The organism is Larkinella humicola, from assembly GCF_008727875.1.
Lineage (GTDB): Bacteria > Bacteroidota > Bacteroidia > Cytophagales > Spirosomataceae > Larkinella > Larkinella humicola.
Genome location: NZ_VTWS01000002.1, coordinates 222,898 through 240,993, shown reverse-complemented (window position 1 = coordinate 240,993; position 18,096 = coordinate 222,898). Strand labels below are relative to the sequence as shown.

The 18,096-nt window shown below is 52.3% G+C and carries 8 protein-coding genes and 1 pseudogene; 1 reads left to right on the top strand and 8 read right to left on the bottom strand.

Annotated elements, in window-relative coordinates; genetic code table 11:
• Nucleotide 1: 1 nt before the first annotated feature.
• The 4 genes and pseudogenes from F0P93_RS09020 to F0P93_RS09005 all read right to left on the bottom strand — a co-directional run bounded on the left by F0P93_RS09020 (nucleotide 2) and on the right by F0P93_RS09005 (nucleotide 6,709).
• Complete coding sequence (locus F0P93_RS09020; protein WP_150876052.1) at nucleotides 2-2,428, bottom strand: ABC transporter permease; 2,427 nt, start codon at nucleotides 2,426-2,428, stop codon at nucleotides 2-4.
• A 74-nt stretch (nucleotides 2,429-2,502) separates the two neighbouring features.
• Complete coding sequence (locus tag F0P93_RS09015; protein WP_150876051.1) at nucleotides 2,503-4,878, bottom strand: ABC transporter permease; 2,376 nt, start codon at nucleotides 4,876-4,878, stop codon at nucleotides 2,503-2,505.
• A 186-nt stretch (nucleotides 4,879-5,064) separates the two neighbouring features.
• The gene (fdhA, locus tag F0P93_RS09010) at nucleotides 5,065-6,255 is read right to left on the bottom strand and encodes a formaldehyde dehydrogenase, glutathione-independent (RefSeq protein ID WP_150876050.1); all 1,191 of its coding nucleotides are present in this window, start codon (nucleotides 6,253-6,255) and stop codon (nucleotides 5,065-5,067) included.
• A 43-nt stretch (nucleotides 6,256-6,298) separates the two neighbouring features.
• Nucleotides 6,299-6,709 (bottom strand): annotated as a pseudogene (locus F0P93_RS09005) (GlcG/HbpS family heme-binding protein).
• A 187-nt stretch (nucleotides 6,710-6,896) separates the two neighbouring features.
• Between F0P93_RS09005 and F0P93_RS09000 the strand changes: the two are divergent.
• A complete protein-coding gene (locus F0P93_RS09000; RefSeq protein WP_150876049.1) occupies nucleotides 6,897-7,811 on the top strand; it encodes an AraC family transcriptional regulator in 915 nt (304 codons plus the stop codon).
• Nucleotides 7,812-8,108: 297 nt separating this feature from the next.
• On the opposite strand, the gene F0P93_RS08995 is transcribed toward F0P93_RS09000, so the two are convergent.
• From F0P93_RS08995 to F0P93_RS08980, 4 genes are all read right to left on the bottom strand, one after another.
• Complete coding sequence (locus tag F0P93_RS08995) at nucleotides 8,109-10,568, bottom strand: ABC transporter permease (RefSeq protein WP_150876048.1); 2,460 nt, start codon at nucleotides 10,566-10,568, stop codon at nucleotides 8,109-8,111.
• Nucleotides 10,569-10,688: 120 nt separating this feature from the next.
• The gene (locus tag F0P93_RS08990; RefSeq protein ID WP_150876047.1) at nucleotides 10,689-13,064 is read right to left on the bottom strand and encodes an ABC transporter permease; all 2,376 of its coding nucleotides are present in this window, start codon (nucleotides 13,062-13,064) and stop codon (nucleotides 10,689-10,691) included.
• A gap of 102 nt (nucleotides 13,065-13,166) precedes the next feature.
• Complete coding sequence (locus F0P93_RS08985; RefSeq protein ID WP_150876046.1) at nucleotides 13,167-15,575, bottom strand: ABC transporter permease; 2,409 nt, start codon at nucleotides 15,573-15,575, stop codon at nucleotides 13,167-13,169.
• Between the two features lie 112 nt (nucleotides 15,576-15,687).
• Nucleotides 15,688-18,096, bottom strand: coding sequence for an ABC transporter permease (locus tag F0P93_RS08980; RefSeq protein WP_150876045.1), 2,409 nt, complete (start codon nucleotides 18,094-18,096; stop codon nucleotides 15,688-15,690).

Here is an 18,096-nt window from a genome sequence, read left to right as displayed (position 1 = left end):
TTTATTCACTCTTTAAACTCTTCACGGGATTCATCAACGATGCTTTGATCGACTGGAACGAAACCGTCAGCAACGCAATGCCGACGGCCAGAAAAGCCGCCAGGACGTAGATCCACCAGGCGATTTCGATGCGGTACGCAAAATCCTGTAACCAGGCATGCATCGTCCAGCCCGCGATGGGGAAGGCAATCAGGACCGAAATGAAAACCAGTTTCAGGAAGTCTTTCGAGAGCAGCACAACAATGCTGGACGAGGTGGCGCCCATGACCTTCCGGACGCCAATTTCCTTCGTGCGCTGTTCGGCGGTGAACGTGGCCAGCCCGAACAGGCCCAGGCAGGCGATGACGATCGAAATGCCGGCAAAAACCGTGAAGAGCCGACCGGTTTTTTGCTCCGCTTCGTACAAAGCCGCAAAGCGATCATCCAGAAACGTGTAGGTAAAAGGGGCGGGAGGACTCAGGGCGGCCCACTTCTGCTTGAACGATTCGACCACACCGGAAGCATCATCGGCCTTCACCTTCACCTGAATGGCGCCCGAATTACCGCCCAGAATCATTATGAGCGGAGCAATTTTTTGCCGGGCGGAGGCATAATGAAAATCCTTGACGACGCCGATTACCGTAAATTCCCGACGCCCTGAACGGACGATGGTTTTGCCGATCGGATTGCTGCGTCCCCAGCCCAAATCCCGAACCGTGGCTTCGTTGATGATCACGGCGGCAGAATCCGTTGAAAATGCCTTCGAGAAATTCCGCCCCGCCCGCAACGAAATGCCCAGCGTGGGCAAATACGCGTCGTCGATGCGAAAAACCGTAGCCTGAATTTCGTTGGTATTGGCCTTTTTGACCGGGTCTTTTCCGAAAATCTGCGTGCCTTCCTGGGTCTCATTACTGAGCGGAATGCTGCGGGAAAGACTCGCCTGAACCACCCGGCTGTCCTGCCGTAACTGATCTTTGAACGCGGTTTCGTTCGTTCCCAGCATGTAGGTGTCGTGAATGACCAGAACCTGCTCTTTATCAAAGCCCTGCGTTTTGGTCTGCATGAATTTCAGTTGCTGGTACGACACCAGGGTGGCAATGATGAGCGCCCCGGAAATGGCAAACTGAAAAACCACCAGGCCACTCCGTAAGCCACCGCGACCGGCGTTCTGGAGAACCGAGCCGCCTTTGAGAACAGCGGTGATTTTGGAAAAAGCGAGGAAGAACGCCGGGTAGATGCCCGCCAGAATGCCGACCAAGACGCCGAACGCCAGAAAACCGGCGATACTTTTCGGGTTAAATACCGTATAGGCTTCAATTTGCTTCCCGGCCAAATCATTGAAAAAGGGAAGGAGCACCGTCACCATCCCAACCGAAAGCAGCAGGGCCAGAAATGTAATAATGACCGATTCGAGCAGAAACTGCCCCATCAACTGGGTCTTGATCGACCCCATCACTTTCCGGATCCCGATTTCTTTGGAGCGTTTGGCGGCTCCCGCCGTCGACAGGTTGGTGAAATTGACGATGGCCAGCAGGAGGATAAAAACCGCCAGAACACTGAAAATATACACGTAGCTGATGTTGCCGTTGGGCTCCAGTTCGTACTTCGTGGCCGAGTGCAAATGAATGTCGGTTAGCGGCTGGAGAAAAAACCGGAAAGTATTGACCGATTTCTGCGCTTCGGCCCGGCTGACGCCCATATCGTGCTGAATCTCGGGAACGACGTGTTTGGCAACCAGTTGCGGGAATTTCGCTTCCAGCTTCTGCGGATCGGTGCCTTTTTTGAGCACCAGATAGGTATAGCAGCCCACGTTGCTCCAGGTCTGGTTCTGGGCGTATTTTACGTCGGCGGTGCTGAAAAACAGGCTGAAGTGAAAGTGCGAGTTCTTTGGAATTTCGCGGATGACGCCGGTGATTTTGCGGACATCGCCGTTGGTACCAAAGACCAGCAGTTTGCCGAGCGCGGATTCATTGCCAAAAAAACGCGTGGCAAATTCCTCCGTTACCACCACGGAATTCGGCTCTTTCAGGGCGGTTTTTGAGTCACCTTCCAAAAACGGCAGGGAGAAAATCGTCAGGAAATTGGAGTCCACCACCGCAATGGATTTTTCCTTGATCTGCTTCTCCTGGTAGCGAATAAAAACCTGGTTCCACCGCAGCAGCCGGGTGGATGCCTCGACCTCCGGAAACGCGTTTTTGATGCCCTGGCCCACGGCAACATCGACGTTGGGGAAGTCGGTGATGCCGTCATTGACCGTCAGATGCAGACCAACCCGGTAAATCTGGTCGGCTTGTGCCGGATACCGGTCATAGCTAAGTTCATCAACGACGAACGCCGTGATGAGAATGCAGCAGGTTAATCCGACCGATAAACCGATGATGTTGATGAGCGAAAATGCCTTGTTTTTGACAAGATTCCGCCAGGCGATTTTGAAATAGTTTTGTAGCATACCCTTTTTGAGTTAAGAGCTATGAGTTAAGAGTTAATGCCTCTGGCAATTCAAAACTTTTAACTCTTAACTCCTTATTCGGAACGAAGTGACTTAACCGGGTTCATCAAAGCGGCTTTGATGGCTTGAAAACTGACGGTTACGATGGTAATGATGGCTGCTCCCAGACCGGATAGACCAAAAACCCACCACGAAATGGTGGTTCGGTATTCGTATTGCAACAACCAGTCACTCAGAAAATAATAGGCAATTGGAATGGCGATTAAAAAGGAAATGAGCACCAGCCGCACGAAGTCTTTGGAAAGCAGACTCCACAAACTGAATACTGATGCTCCCAGCACTTTGCGCACGCCGATTTCTTTGATGCGCTGTTCGGCAACAAAGGACGCCAGGCCAAAAAGCCCCAGGCAACTGATGAATATGGCCAGCGTCGCAAAAATCCGGGCCAGCTTTCCGACGCGCTCTTCGGCCCTGAATTTGGCGTTGTATTCCTCGTCAGCAAACTGAAAACTAAACGGAGTGTCGGGGTCGTATTTTTTAAAAACCGCTTCCACTTTTTTGACGGCCGTTTCTACCGGTGCGTTGGGCATCAACTTGACATTGAAAACACTGGCCCAATCGTAATTAATCATAAAAATGGTCGGCTTGATGGGCGTGTATGGCGATTCCATCACCATATCTTTCACGACACCCACCACCTGGCACGATTTGCCGTTGTAGCGAATGATTTTGCCCACGATGTCCTTTAATCCCGTCAGTTTGACAGCCGCTTCGTTCAGGACAAAAGCGCTGGAATCGGTGGAGTACTTCCGGGAAAAGTCACGTCCTTCCTTGATTTGCCAGCCAATAGTTTTTCCGAAGTCGTGCGAGCAGGCCACCACACCAAATAACGGAATTGCCTGAGGATCTTTGCCTTCCCATTCAAAGCCAATCTGGTTGGAACTGATGTAGGTGGTGGGACTCGATGATTTGCTCACTTCAAAAACCGCTCCCGATTTTAGCAGATCATTCCGTAGTGGATCATATTTATCGCGGAGGGTACTGCTGATGTAAATCTGCAACAAGCCCTCGCGGTTGTATCCCACCGGACGATTTTTAGCGTGCTGGATTTGCCGGAAAACCATGAGCGTTCCGATGATGAGCGTTATGGAAACCGTAAACTGAATGACCACCAGAACTTTGCGGGGCAGCGTGGCCCATCGGCCTACTTTAAACGTGCCTTTCAATACCTTCAGCGGGTTGAAAGAGGATAAATAAAAGGCAGGATAGCTGCCTGACAGCAAACCGGTTATCAACGAAAATGAAAGGAGAAGTCCCCAGAAAGCCGGATTCTGATACGGTAGACTCACCTTCTTTCCCGCCAGTTCGTTAAAGGCAGGTATCGAAAGCAACACCAGAACGATGGCCAGGAATAGCGCGAAGAAAACGACCAGCATCGACTCACTGATGAACTGGGTGATCAGTTGCCGCCGTTGCGAACCCACGGCTTTGCGAATCCCGACTTCCTTGGCCCGTTTTTCGGAGCGGGCGGTGCTCAGGTTCATGAAATTGATGCACGCCAGCAGCAAAACGAAGGCGCCGATGATGCTGAACAGCCACACGAACTGAATGCCGCCACCGGTATTTTTCCCATTCTTGAAGTCAGAGTACAAATGCCAGCGGCTCATCGGGTGCAAAAAGTGCTCCGGGTTTTCGCGGGCTGACGTATGCTTTTTTTCCACATCGCGGATTTTTGCCGACACGCCTTCCATCGTGGTGTGGTTGGCAATTTGGGCAAAACATTGAAACGAGTGGTTGCTCCATTGCTGTTGGGATTCTTTTACCCAGGACTGATCGGCCACATAGTCGCTCCAGGGCAAATAGAATTGCACGCGGTAGAAGTCCGAATTGAAGGGCAGGTCTTCAAAAACGCCCGTTACCCTGACGTTATTCTGGGAGTCGATTTTAATGATTTTGTTCATCGGATTGGCATCACCGAACAGGGCTTTGGCAATCGACTCCGAAAGCAGGATCGAGCGGGGGTCTTTCAGGGCGTTGGCCGCCGTACCTTTCAGCATTGTCAGCGAAAGCATCTGCGGAAAAACCGGCTCCACGAACATGCCATCTTTGTTGATCTTCTTTTCGCCGTGCACCAGCAGGTGTCCGTAACTCCAGGATCCGAGCGATACCGCTTCGAAATTAGACGCGTATTTGTTTTTGATTTCAGCCATTGACGGCAACGAAATCGCCCGGCTGGTGCCGGTGGTGCCATTGAAGGTCTGGTTGATGTAGACCTGCGCCAGCCGGTCGTAATTCCGGTGGTAGGCGTTGAATGATACTTCGTCGTAAATCCACAGCCCGATCATCATGGCCACAGCCATTCCTACCGCCAGACCCAGGATGTTAATAAACGAAAAAACCTTGTTTTTAGCCAGGTTTCGGAGGGCGATCTTGAAGTAGTTTCGTAACATAATCGGCCGGATCAAAGGAAATAAGGCAGGTACCGACCTAGCACGACCAAATGACATACCAGAATTTTAACAATCTGATAATCAATTTTATAGGGAATGAAAATAAAATAAAATGTCCGTAAACGGACGCGGTGCGTACATTTACGGACAGGTTGGATGGGGCGGTAGTTGCGAACCGATAGGCTCTTAATTCGGAATCATGCCGTGTGGATCGATGACGAATTTCTTGGCCGCTCCTTTGTCAAAATCCTGGTAGCCTTTCGGCGCTTTATCCAGGCTGATCACTTCCACATTCACGGCTTTGGCAATCTGGATTTTGTCGTACAGAATGGCGTTCATCAATTGCCGGTGGTATTTCATCACCGGGCACTGACCCGTATAGAACGAATGCGACTTAGCCCAGCCTAAACCAATCCGGATGCTCAGGCTTCCTTCCTTGGCGGCATCGTCGGCGGCTCCCGGATCGCCCGTTACGTACAGTCCCGGAATGCCCAGCGCGCCCCCGGCCCGGGTAACGCTCATGATAGCATTCAAAACCGTGGCTGGCCGTTCAACACCGGCATCCGAACCGTGGCCCCGGGCTTCGAAACCGACGCAATCGACGGCACAATCGACCTCCGGAACGCCAATAATAGCGGCAATCTGATCGGCCAGTGGCGTGTCTTTCCGCAAATCGACAATTTCGCAACCAAAGCTTTTGGCCTGCTCCAGTCGTTCGGGAATCATGTCGCCGACAATGACGACGGCGGCTCCCAGCAAATGGCACGAAGCCGCACAAGCCAGCCCAACCGGCCCGGCTCCAGCCACGTACACAATGGAACCCGGCCCCACACCCGCCGTCACGGCACCGTGGTAGCCCGTCGGAAAAATGTCCGACAGCAGCGTCAGATCCCGGATTTTCGCCATTGCCTGGTCTTTGTCCGGAAATTTCAGCAGGTTAAAATCGGCATAAGGAACCATCACATATTCGGCCTGACCGCCAACCCAGCCGCCCATGTCGACGTAGCCGTAGGCTGCGCCGGGCCGGGCGGGATTGACATTCAGACAGATTCCGGTTTGGCCCACTTTGCAATTCCGGCAGCGTCCGCAGGCAATGTTGAACGGAACCGACACCAGGTCCCCGACTTTGACAAACTCCACATCGCGCCCGGCTTCGATGACCAGGCCTGTGATCTCGTGACCCAGTACCAGGCCTGCCGGGGCAGTGGTCCGGCCCCGCACCATGTGCTGGTCGCTGCCGCAGATGTTGGTTGAAACGATTTGCAGGATGACGCCGTGGTGGCACATTCGATCGCCGATCGCCAGTTTGGGGTATTCAATGGACTGTACTTCCACCACACCGGGTTTAATGTACGCAACACCGTGGTTTTGACACATACTTCTAGGGTTTAGAGGGTTTAGAAATTCAAATAAAGTATTATTAATGAACCGCTTCGGCTCCCGCTTTGGCGACGGCATGGTCGTTTTCGACAGTGCTGCCGGATACGCCGATGGCCCCAATCACGTCGCCGTCGGCATTCTTGATCGGAATACCGCCCGGAAAGGTAATCAGTCCGCCGTTCGCGTGTTCAATATTAAACAACGAGCCACCCGGTTGTGATAACTTTCCGAGTTCACCCGTGTTCATATCAAAAAAGCGGGCGGTTTTCGCCTTCTTCTGCGAAATATCGACCGATCCCAGCTAGGCGCCATCCATGCGGGCAAAAGCCGTCAGGTTGGCCCCTGCGTCGACGACGGTGATGTTCATGACGGTTCCTAATTCTGCGGCTTTGGCTTTAGCGGCTTTTACCGCAACCTCTGCCTGTTCTAATGTGATGCCAGTTGTGCTCATGATTTCGTTCTTTTGGATAAAGTGATCAATCTGTTGGTTCCTTCGGTGAACCTGAGCAAAACTAGGCATTCAGAAAAGCTTCTAGTTACACGATAATACCAACAAATACTACTATTATCCAATCCTATCGTAGTGATCAGCAAATTTTCTTATCAAAAAACATTTATAGGGCATACCCTGAAACACGATGAACAACGGATTTCCCTTACAGACCATCAATTTGTCGGACACCCGAGAGCTGGATTCGCTGGTCGAACACCGCCGGGTTTTTACCCTGAATCACTGCGAATTAAATATTTTCGAAACCTACCACTCTTGTTCCGATGTGGTGTTGTCGTACAACGGACTGGTTATTACCAGCATGTTGCGCGGGAAAAAAGTGATGCATTTATCCCAGAAACCCGGTTTTGATTTTCTGCCCGGCGAAACCGTCATTTTACCGGAAGGCATTTCGATGAAAGTGGATTTTCCGGAAGCCGACGAAAAACACCCGGTACAATGCGCCACCATTGCCCTCGACTGGAACGTAGTGACGCAAATGCTGGATTTTCTGAACGAAAATTATCCCCGGAAAGATAAGGTAGGGGAGTGGAAGCTGAATTTTAGTCAGTATCACTTTTACAACAACCGGGAACTGGCCAACGTCATGAACAAGCTGATCAACATCAGCATGGAAGACGATTTGGCCAAAGACGCCCTGGCTGACCTGACGCTCAAATCCCTGCTGATCCGGGTGATTCAGACGCAGAACATGGCGCTGATTGAAGACGGGCTGGCGACGAACAACCGGTTTGCCGCCGTGGTCGAGTATATCCGCGAAAACCTGACTGCGAAAATCAGCATCGAGGTCCTGTGTCAAAAAGCCTGCATGAGCAAATCCGGTTTTTTCCGAACCTTCAAGGAAGCTTTTGGGCTATCGCCGGTGGAGTTTATCATCCGCGAACGGATCGGATTGGCCAAACGGCTGCTGGCCAATCCGACGGCTACGGTCACCGAGGTGTGTTATCAAGTGGGATTCAACAACCTGCATTATTTTTCCCGCCTGTTCAAAATGCTGGAAGGCGTAACGCCCACGGTTTATCGCCAGACGGTGGGGGCGTGACAGAGGAGTGGTTACAGGGGCGTTCCAGGAACAATCCCGGCAGAAGGGGCTATCTGGTAGAAATCGCTAAATGAGCCATCCCTACGGGATTGTTTTTGGTTTTTCGCGCGATACGGTTTCTACAAAATGGATTATCCCTACGGGATTGTTTTTGGTTTTTCATGCGGGAAACTGGTTACGACATCTGTCCCATTGAGACAGCCCATTTTGTAGAAATCGCGCGCTTATCCGGGGATGAATCCCGTAGGGATGGACCATTTTGTAGGACCGACCGTCGGAATGATTAGCCTCGGGTTTTTATTCCGACCGTAAACTTTTCACCGGATTCATCAACGCGGCTTTGATGCTTTGAAATGAAACCGTGGCGAAGGCAATGACGACGGCGGCAAAACCGGCGAGGGCGAACATCCACCATTCCACATCGATTTTGTAGGCAAAATCCTGTAGCCACTGGTTCATGCCGTACCAGGCGATGGGCGTCGCAATCAGAATAGAGACGAAAATCAGTTTCAGAAAATCTTTCGATAACAACCCGACGATGCTGCCCACCGACGCGCCCAGCACCTTGCGAACGCCAATTTCTTTCGTCCGCTGGTTGGCTGCAAACGTAATGAGGCCGAACAGACCCAGGCAGGAAATGAAAATGGAGATGGCGGCAAAGATTCGGAAGGCATCGAAAACCAGTTGCTCGATCAGGTAATTCCGGGCCAGGTCTTCGTCGAGGAAGGTATACCGATACACATCGTCCGGAAAAATCTGCTTCCAGATCTGTTCAATCGCCTGCAGGGCTTGGCGCAAGTTCGGTTCATTGCCGGTGTGCGGGGTGAGTTGCAGGTGAATCTGTCCGTAAAATCCGCTGTTCCAGCATGTCATGACACAGGGTTCGATCGCATTTTGCAACGACCGGTTGTGAAAGTTCTTCACTACACCCAGAATCGGGGCTTCGCCTTCGTTGATGACAACGGTTTGACCAATAGCGGTTTCGGGTGTGAGTCCCAGCATTTTCACCAGCGTTTCGTTGACGACAAAACCGTTAAAAGGTTGACCATTGGGAACGATATTCGAGGTTGTGAACCAACGGCCGCTGACCAACTGGAGGCCAAAAAGTGATGAATAGTCCAGGTCCACCACCTTCAGTTCAGATTGTCGTTTCATTTGCTCCGACTCCGATTTCAGGCGGAAATCCGTTCCGTAGTGGTTTTCGGTCAGGGGAGCACCCGACGAAAAGCTCACGTTTTTGACGGCCGGATTTTGCCGTAAATGCTCCCGAAATACGGCCAGCTTGCTGTCCTGCTGGTTGCGCGGACTATTGATCGTCATCACCGCGTCCTTCGTAAAACCCAATTCTTTTTGCTGGAAAAATGCCATCTGCCGCGAAACCACCAGCGTGCCAACCAGCAATCCGTAGGTAATGCAAAACTGGAGAACAATCAGTCCCTGTCGCAGCGAAAACCCTTTCTGAGGTGCCGAAAACGTATTTTTCAGGGCTTTGATGGGCTGGAACCTTGACAACACAATCGCCGGATAGGAGCCTGCTAAAACCGCCACAACCACCACCAGACCCGCTCCGAACCACCGGACCGTGTAATCGGCGTGCAGGTCGAGTTCGATGAGGGTCATGGATTGGTTGATTACCGCCAGCAATCCGTTCAGGACGCCCAGCGACAGGATTCCCGCAACCACCGTGATCACCAGACTTTCACCGATAAACTGAAAAAATAATTGCTGCTGCGAGCTGCCCACTACTTTCCGAACCCCCACTTCCTTCCGCCGTTGAATGGCCTGCGCAACGCTGAGGTTGATGAAATTAAACGCGCCGATCAGAATCAGAAAAACCGCCAGACTTGCCAGCCCGGCCAACACCGTGCGGCTAAGGACGTAACTGCCAATATTGTCGCCATAGCGCGTTTCGGTGTGCACATCGGCCAGTGGCTGCAGCACGTAGGTTTTTCGTCGGAGGTCTTCGGCGTTCATGTATTTCTTCTGCAAGGCCACCAACTTGCGCTCAAACGCCTGCGGATCAGCACCAACGGGCAGCGTGACGTAGGTGGTACCCTGGTAGTTGCCCGACCAGTTCGTTGCATAATACGGGTTATTGGCTTTGTAGAATTGGTAATTGATCAGGATATCGAACAGCAGATTGGTGTTCCGGGGTGGGTTTTGAATGATTCCAGACACCACTAGCGGGTCCGAATTGTTGATGGTCAGCGTTTTTCCAAGCAACCTTTCATAGGGAAGCGCGGTTCCGGCAAAATACCGTTCGGCCATTTTCTGGGTCAGTACCACGGCATTCGGTTGCTGAAAGGCCGTCATTGCATTCCCCGCCAGCCAGATTCCGTCCGGCGCAATCGCTTTAAAATCGAACGTTTTCAGGTATTCCGCGTCGGCAAACAGCACCCGTTTTTCATCAAACCGGGATACCGTACCGTTTCCATCCGTCGAACTGATGATGCGCGAATCAGGGCCGGCGGTTTGCGTCACGCCCACCCCTGGAATCTCCCGGCGAATGGCTTCGGCCAGCGGGTAGGCGGTGCTCGACCAGTATTGAACTCCGTCGGCTTTCCGGTTGTGTTCCACGATCCGGTACGTTCGATCGGCGTTTGAATGGAAATGATCGAAGCTCAGTTCATACCGGATGAACACGTAAATGACGAGACAGCAGGTGATTCCCAACGACAAACCGAGCACGTTGATCAGGCTGTAGGAGCGGTTTTTCCACAACGTCCGCCAGGCGATTTTAAAGTAGTTGCGTAGCATTTTTAGTGAAGAGTTATGAGTTAGGAATTAAGAGTTTAGAATTAAGAGTTGGCTGACGCATGCTGAAAACACGTGCGTCAGCCAACTCTTAACTCTTAACTCTTCACTCTTAACTCTTTGTTATTCCGAACGAAGTGAGGAGGCCGGGTTCATCAACGCGGCTTTGATGCTTTGAAAACTGACCGTCAGACCGGCAATGACCAGGGCCGAACCACCCGCCAGCGCGAACATCCACCATTGAATGTCCACTTTGTATTCAAAATCCTGCAACCATTTGTCCATCGCATACCAGGCAACGGGCGATGCAATGAGCATCGACAGCAGCACCAGTTTCAGGAAGTCTTTCGACAGCAGCGTGACAATACCGGAAACCGACGCGCCCAGCACTTTCCGGATGCCGATTTCCTTGGTACGAGCCTCCACCGAGAACGTGATCAGGCCGAGCAAGCCCAGACTGGCCACCAGCAACGTCAGGCCCGTAAATCCGTTGAACAACCGCATCAGTTGCTGTTCTTTGGCGTAGAGTTTGTCGTAGGCGTCGTCGAGAAAATAATAATCGAAGGGCACGACGGGCTTGCTGCTGTCGTAAAGCGCTTTCAGTTTTTCCAGTGATTTTGCCACGTCCGAGTGGGCATTCAGTCGGACCAGCAGAAAACCGCCGTTGGCAACCAGAGCCCGGGCTGAATCACTGACGACACTCAGTTGCATGGGCGACACCGGCCCGTGCAGGCTTCGTACGTGGAAATCGGCGACCACACCGGCGGTTTTCGACCCTTTAAACGGCGGGGCCTGTTGCTGCGGATTGCCCTTGATCCCGGCTTCTTTCATCAGCGTCTGGTTGAAAACCGTCAGTTCGTTTGTCACCGGCTTTTGTTCCCAGCCGACGGGCGTGTACAACCAGCGAATGCCCATCATTTTGAAGAACGTTTTGTCCACCGACAGAACATTCACCATCATCTGTTTTTTGGTTTTTTCCGTCTTCATAAACCAGGTAGAAATGTTGTTGGTAAACAAAGCCGTGTTGGAAACCGCCACGTTTTCGGGACCCGCCCATTGCCGAACGGCGTCGCGAAGGGCCGGAAATTGTGTAGCCATTTCAGCATCGATTTTCATCGCTACGACCTGCGACCGGTTGATGCCCAGGTTTTTGGTGCGTAAAAACCGCATCTGGGTATTCAACACGATGCTGCAAATCAGCAGGCCAATCGAGGTGGCAAACTGCACGGTGGTGAACACCCGCCGAACCGTGGCCCCGCTCCGCCCCGAACTCATCGTACCTTTCAAAACCTCCTGCGGCCGAAACCGGGATAACAACAAGGCCGGATAGCTACCCGCCAGCAGCGAACAGCCCAGCCACAGGGTCAGCAGCAGAATCCAGTAGGGTCCCTGTTGCAACACCCGGTTGTCCATGTGCAGATCCAGCGCCTGATTGGCCCACGGAAACAGCGCCTGCAAAATGCCCAGCGACAGCGCAAACGCCAACGTGGTGGTCAGGAACGATTCCGTGAAAAACTGGCCGATCAGTTCTCCGCGTTGTCCGCCGACGGCCTTCCGAACGCCCACCTCCCGGGCGCGTTTGGTGGCGCGGGCGGTGGTCAGGCTCACGTAATTGATGACTGCCAACGCCAGAATGACGAGGGCGACGGTCAGGAGAATGTAGAGCGACTGTCGCCCGGTTTTGGGCGCCATTCGGCTGTCGAGGTGCAGCGCAGGCATCGCTTCGAGAATGTAGTTGGCCGTCATATCCACGAATTGAATCCCGGCTTTTACTTTTTTGAGCTTGGCTTCAACCTGGGCTACCTGGGCTCCCGGACGAAGCACCAGGTAATGGGTTAAAAAACCGGCTGATTTATAGACGTTTTGTGCCGTAGCTCCCAGCGTTGGCATCGAACTGAGGGAAACCAGTGCGTTGAATTGGATAACCGAGTTGGTCGGCAGGTCGTCCAGCACGCCTGAAACCGTGAGCGTGTAATGTTTGTCGTAGACCAACGGGCGACCGATGGGATACTGGTTTCCGAAATACTTTTCGGCCATGGCGCGGGTCAGCACGATGCGGCCCGGTTCACTGAGCGCCGTTTTCGGATTTCCGCTGAGCAGGCGAAGTCCCAGAACCGACAGGGCCGGGCTATCGGCAATTCCGATTTTTTCTTCTTTAAACCGGTGGTTTTCGTCCGATTGCAACACAATATCGCCAAGCCCTTCCGATAATCGCACTACTTCTTCCGCTTCCGGAATCTGCCGTTTGATGGCCGTAGCGAACGACTCGTGCAAACCGGCCATCATAAAATCATCACCTCCGTAGTTGGCAACGGACAGCAGACGGTAGGTCTGGTCGGCAAACGGATGATGGCGGTCGTAATGGAATTCGTGCCAGACATACAGGGCAATGAAGGTGCTGACGGCCAGTCCGACGGTTAAGCCGAGGATGTTCAGGAAACTGAACAGCGGGTTGTATCGCAACTGGCGAAGGGCGATTTTGAAGTAGTTCCGGATCATAAGTTTTTTTAGTTAAAAGTTAGGAGTGATGAGTTAAAAAAGGGTCAGCCAACCCTACGGACGGCCGATGCCGCCAGGTTCTAACTCATCACTCTTAACTCATCATTCCGAACGCAGTGAGGTAACCGGATTCATCAAAGCCGCTTTAACACTTTGGAACGAAACCGTTAAGAACGCAATGATAACCGCCAGCGACCCCGCCAGCGCGAAAACCCACCACGACAATTCCACTTTGTACGCAAAATCCTGCAACCAGTTTTTCATCACATAGCCCGCAATGGGCGTGGCTATTCCGATGGAAATCAGAACCAGTTTCAGAAAATCCACAGAAAGCAACCGGACAATGTTGGTAACACTGGCTCCTAATACCTTCCGAACGCCAATTTCCTTGGTCCGTTGTTCCGCTGTAAAAGCCGCCAGCCCAAACAGACCGAGGCAGGCAATCAGGATGGCAAAGCCGGTGAGAGCCAGAATGATTTTGCCCATACTCAGCTCATTGACGTACAGTTGGCGGTAGGTGTGATCCAGAAACGCATACGCAAACGGTTTGGCGGTTTTATAGCGATCATACACCTGCTGAATGGATGCCAGCGTTTCCGAAGTGGGTGCCCCTTTTGCCAGCTTTATGTACAAATAATCCCGGAAAGTCGTATCACTCCCGACAAACAAAGCCATGGGTGCAATGCCATAAGCCATCGTCATGAAATTAAAATCCTTCACAACGCCCACTACGGTTTTTGTCATTCCCCGCCCTAAATCAAGGCTTTGTTCGTAGTTTTTTTGGTTAACTCCCAGTTGTTTCGCTGCACTTTCATTGAGGACGATCTGGTTGCTGGTCGTCCAATTAAGCCCTTTTCGGGGAGCGATGGCCCACTTGATGTTCATGGTTTCGATAAATTCGGCATCTACCGTATACGTGGTAGCGATCACTTCTTTTTTGCCATCCATTCGTTTCAGCTGCCAGCTACTCGAATAGGGGCCATACATCAGCAGGGTTGAAGCCGCCACCGATTCAACGCCTTTCAACTGATTGATCTCGGCCCGAATGGCTTTGCTGTATTTATCCAGACCGTCTTCCGGGTCCAGATGTACCGTCACCACCCGATCGCGATCAATGCCGAGGTCTTTCTGTAGGAACAAATCCAACTGATTTTTAATCAGAATGGAACCGATCATCAGCGCAATGGAAACCGTAAACTGAAAAACCGTCAGCCCTTTCCGAATCCAGAGCGCACTACCCGCTGCGCTGAATTTGCCTTTTAACGACTGAATTGGTGAAAAACCGGAAAGCAGCAAAGCCGGATAACTTCCCGAAAGCAGAATGCTCAGGATGAAAAAACCAGCCGTTGGAATCAGGAAGAAGGGGCTTGTCAGAAAGTTAGGATCGATGGTGATTTGGAGTGTATTGCAGAAAACCGGTTGCAATACGGTGAAAATCAGCATGGCAAAACAGAACGCGAGGGTTACATACAGCGCTGATTCCAGGTAAAACTGAACGACGAGTGCTTTGCGGGCGGCTCCCACCACCTTCCGAACGCCAATTTCCTTCGCGCGGATCACGGAACGGGCCGTGGTCAGACTCACGTAATTGATGAGTGCCAGCAGCAGAATGAGCCCACCGACCACTGAAAAGATACCGACCCGTTTGTAGGTTAGGTTCTGGAAGCGAAAATGATAGTCGAAAAGCGGATAGAGCCGGTAACGGTCTCTACCATCTTTTATCCTTTCTTCTTTACTCAGCAACGATGGTATTTTCTGTTCAATGTCGTGCGTGGTCGTCCGGGCGCTGAGCAGGAAATACGTTTCATAACTTCCGCCGGTTCCCACGCTCTCCTGAATTTCGTCGGCTTTCTTTTCGCCCAGAAAACCGGCATGCCAGTTCCGTTCAATCGCGCGATGGGTTGTCATATCGCCCAGAAAATCAAACTGGATGGACGAGTTAAACGGCGGATTTTTTACCACACCGACTACTTGTAACCGGTGGGCTTTATCGTACAGGATCGTTTTTCCCAGCGGGTCCGTATCACCGAAATACTTGCGGGCCATGCGCTCGGTCAGCACCACCGTCGCCGGGCGGGTCAACACGGTTTTGGGATCACCTTTCAGGAGTTGAAAAGAAAATAACCGCAGAAAACCGGGGTCGGCAAACCGGAAGTCTGATTCAAAGGCTTTGTGGTCGGCATCGCTCTGAATCAGTTTGCTGTTAAAGCCTTTTTCCGTCAAACGGGCAAAGTCGTCAACACCAGGGCAGGCTGCTTTGACCGTTTCGCCAAACCGGAATGACATCGTGGGGGCTGAATACGACCGCTCGCCCTCCTCGTGCCGGAGTTCCACCTTCACGATCCGGCGTCCATTGGCGTGAAACCGGTCGTAGCTGTACTCATGGGCCACATAGAGCACGATCAGCAAGGTCACGACCAGGCCCATGGCCAGCCCCAACACATTGACCAGGCTGGTGGTGCGGTTTTTCCAGAACGTCCGCCAGGCGATTTTGAAGTAGTTCCAGATCATAAGCTTTTTTAGTTAAGAGTTAAGAGCGATGAGTTAAGAGTTGGCTGACGCAAGCTGAAAACACGTGCGTCAGCCAACTCTTAACTCATCACTCTTAACTCATTACTCTTTTTCATTCCGAACGCAGTGAGGTAACCGGATTCATCAAAGCGGCTTTGATGCTTTGGAATGAAACCGTCAAAAATGCAATGGCAACGGCAATGACTCCGGCGATGACAAACACCCACCACTCTACGTCGATTTTATAGGCGAAATCCTGCAACCACCGGTTCATGGCCCACCACGCGAGGGGCGAAGCCAGCACGATGGCGATCAGAACCAGCTTCAAGAAATCTTTGGAAAGCAACAAAACAATATTGGGCACCGACGCACCCAGCACTTTCCGGATGCCGATCTCCTTGGTCCGTTGGGCGGTTGTATAGGCCGATAAACCGAACAAACCTAAGCACGCGAGCAAAATGGATAGAAAGGAAAAGACGCTGAAAATCTGGCCCGTACGGGTTTCGCCGGAATAGAGTTTGTTGAATTCTTCGTCCATAAACTCGTATTCGAACGGGCGGGAGGGGACGACTGCTTTCCACTTTTCTTCCATAAACTGAAGGGTCGCGGGCAACCGGCTTCCCGACAATTTGACCAGCAGGACATTGCCACTGGCTTCCGGAAAAATGACCAGCGAACTGATTTTCTGTTTCATGGAAGCAAAGTGAAAGTCTTCCACCACCGCTCCGACAATGCCTGGTCTTTGGTTGCCCATATCCATTTTCTGCCCAACCGCTTCCTGGGGCGACTTCCAGCCCATTTCTTTCACGGCGGCTTCGTTCAGAATGAAATGAAAATGACGCAGGCTGTCGCTGCCGGGCGTGGTTGCCTGCTCCAGATCGGTTGGCGTCCAGTCGCGACCCGCCACAATCCGAAGGCCCATCGTTTTGACGAAATCCTCATCGGCGGGCAGGGCCGTCACCGATTTGTACTGGTCATCCGGGGTGCCGGTTCGGTGCATGCCGTAGCCGCCGTTGATGTACACCGGTGATTCATAGGCCCGGGTCACCTGCTGCACATCGGCGTTCCGTTTGAATTCGGATTTTAAGGCCCGGATTTTTTCGTTCACCTGCCGGTCGGCGGGCAACACCAGCACATGATCTTTGTTGTAACCCAGTTTTTTGTCCTGAATGTAGGACAACTGGTTGCGAACCAGCATCGTACAGACAATCAAAAAGGCGGTGATGGCGAATTGAAACACGATCAGCGCCCGGCGGAATTGTCCGGCTCCGGCGGTTTTTAAATGCCCTTTCAGGACATGAACGGGTTCATAGCGGGCCAGTACCAGGGCCGGATAACCGCCCGCGATGAAACTGACCAGCAGCACAATCCCCAACAGCAGCAACAGATTCCGGGATTCCATCAGAACATCGAATGAAAATTCCCGGTCGGACAAGTCGTTGAAAAGCGGAAGACCCAGGTAAACCAGCAACAGGCCCAGCCCCAGGGCCGCAAAGGTGACGATCACCGACTCGCCAATGAACTGCCCGAACAATTGCCCCTGCAACGCGCCCATCACCTTCCGAACGCCCACTTCCTGCGCCCGCTCCACGGCCCGCGAGGTGGCCAGATTGATGTAATTGACGCAGGCAATGATCAGAATCAACACCGCCACGGAGCCGAAAATGTAGAGATAAACCAGGTCGCCGTTGGGTTCGAAATTACCCTCGACATCGGAGTGAAGATGCACCTTTTGCAGCGGTTCGAGGTGGTAGGTCAGGTAATTCCCGCCCGTCATCTCTTCCTTGCTGAACTGCGTTTTCATGAAACCCGGAATTTTGGCCTGTAAAGTGGCAATCGACTCCGGTTTGCGCAGCAGCAAATAGGTGGCATAGTTGGCCGAAAACCACTGTTCTTCTTTCGACGCGGAGAGGGTCGTAAACGAAGCCAGCAGGTCGTATTTGATTTGGGAATTGTCCGGGCAATCTTCCACCACGCCCGTGACGGCATAGTCTTTGTCTCCACCCCCGGCGTTAATCCGCACGGTTTTCCCAATCGGGTTTTCGCTGCCGAAATACTTTTTGGCCGACGACTCCGACAGGACGACCAGATTGGGGCCAGCCAGGGCGGTTTTCGGATTTCCCTGTTTCAACCGAAACGAGAAGATGTGGAACAAGGCTGAATCGGCGTAGACCACTTTTTTCTCACTGAATTTCCGGTCGGCATAACTGACCACGGCCTGCCGGTTTTCCATCCGGACACCCGATTCTACTTCGGGAAACTGCCGCCCGAATTCCGGAGCCACCTTCGTTCCGGTTTGTGGTACTTTATTGACCTGCCCTTCCATGCTGTATTCCATCACGACCCGCACTGTCCGGTCGGCTTTCTGCTGAAAGGAATCGTAACTTAATTCGTGCGAAATGTACAGATACAGCAACAGGCAGGACGCCAGCCCGACGGCCAGTCCAAATACGTTGATTCCGGAAAAAACCTTGTTTCTCCACAGATTGCGAAAGGCGATTTTGAAGTAATTTTGTAGCAT

Bases quoted from the DNA above. Each gene is read 5' to 3' on its own strand.
- F0P93_RS09020 (WP_150876052.1), bottom strand. From the start codon at position 2,428: ATGCTACAAAACTATTTCAAAATCGCCTGGCGGAATCTTGTCAAAAAC.
- F0P93_RS09015 (WP_150876051.1), bottom strand. From the start codon at position 4,878: ATGTTACGAAACTACTTCAAGATCGCCCTCCGAAACCTGGCTAAAAAC.
- fdhA (WP_150876050.1), bottom strand. From the start codon at position 6,255: ATGTGTCAAAACCACGGTGTTGCGTACATTAAACCCGGTGTGGTGGAA.
- F0P93_RS09000 (WP_150876049.1), top strand. From the start codon at position 6,897: ATGAACAACGGATTTCCCTTACAGACCATCAATTTGTCGGACACCCGA.
- F0P93_RS08995 (WP_150876048.1), bottom strand. From the start codon at position 10,568: ATGCTACGCAACTACTTTAAAATCGCCTGGCGGACGTTGTGGAAAAAC.
- F0P93_RS08990 (WP_150876047.1), bottom strand. From the start codon at position 13,064: ATGATCCGGAACTACTTCAAAATCGCCCTTCGCCAGTTGCGATACAAC.
- F0P93_RS08985 (WP_150876046.1), bottom strand. From the start codon at position 15,575: ATGATCTGGAACTACTTCAAAATCGCCTGGCGGACGTTCTGGAAAAAC.
- F0P93_RS08980 (WP_150876045.1), bottom strand. From the start codon at position 18,096: ATGCTACAAAATTACTTCAAAATCGCCTTTCGCAATCTGTGGAGAAAC.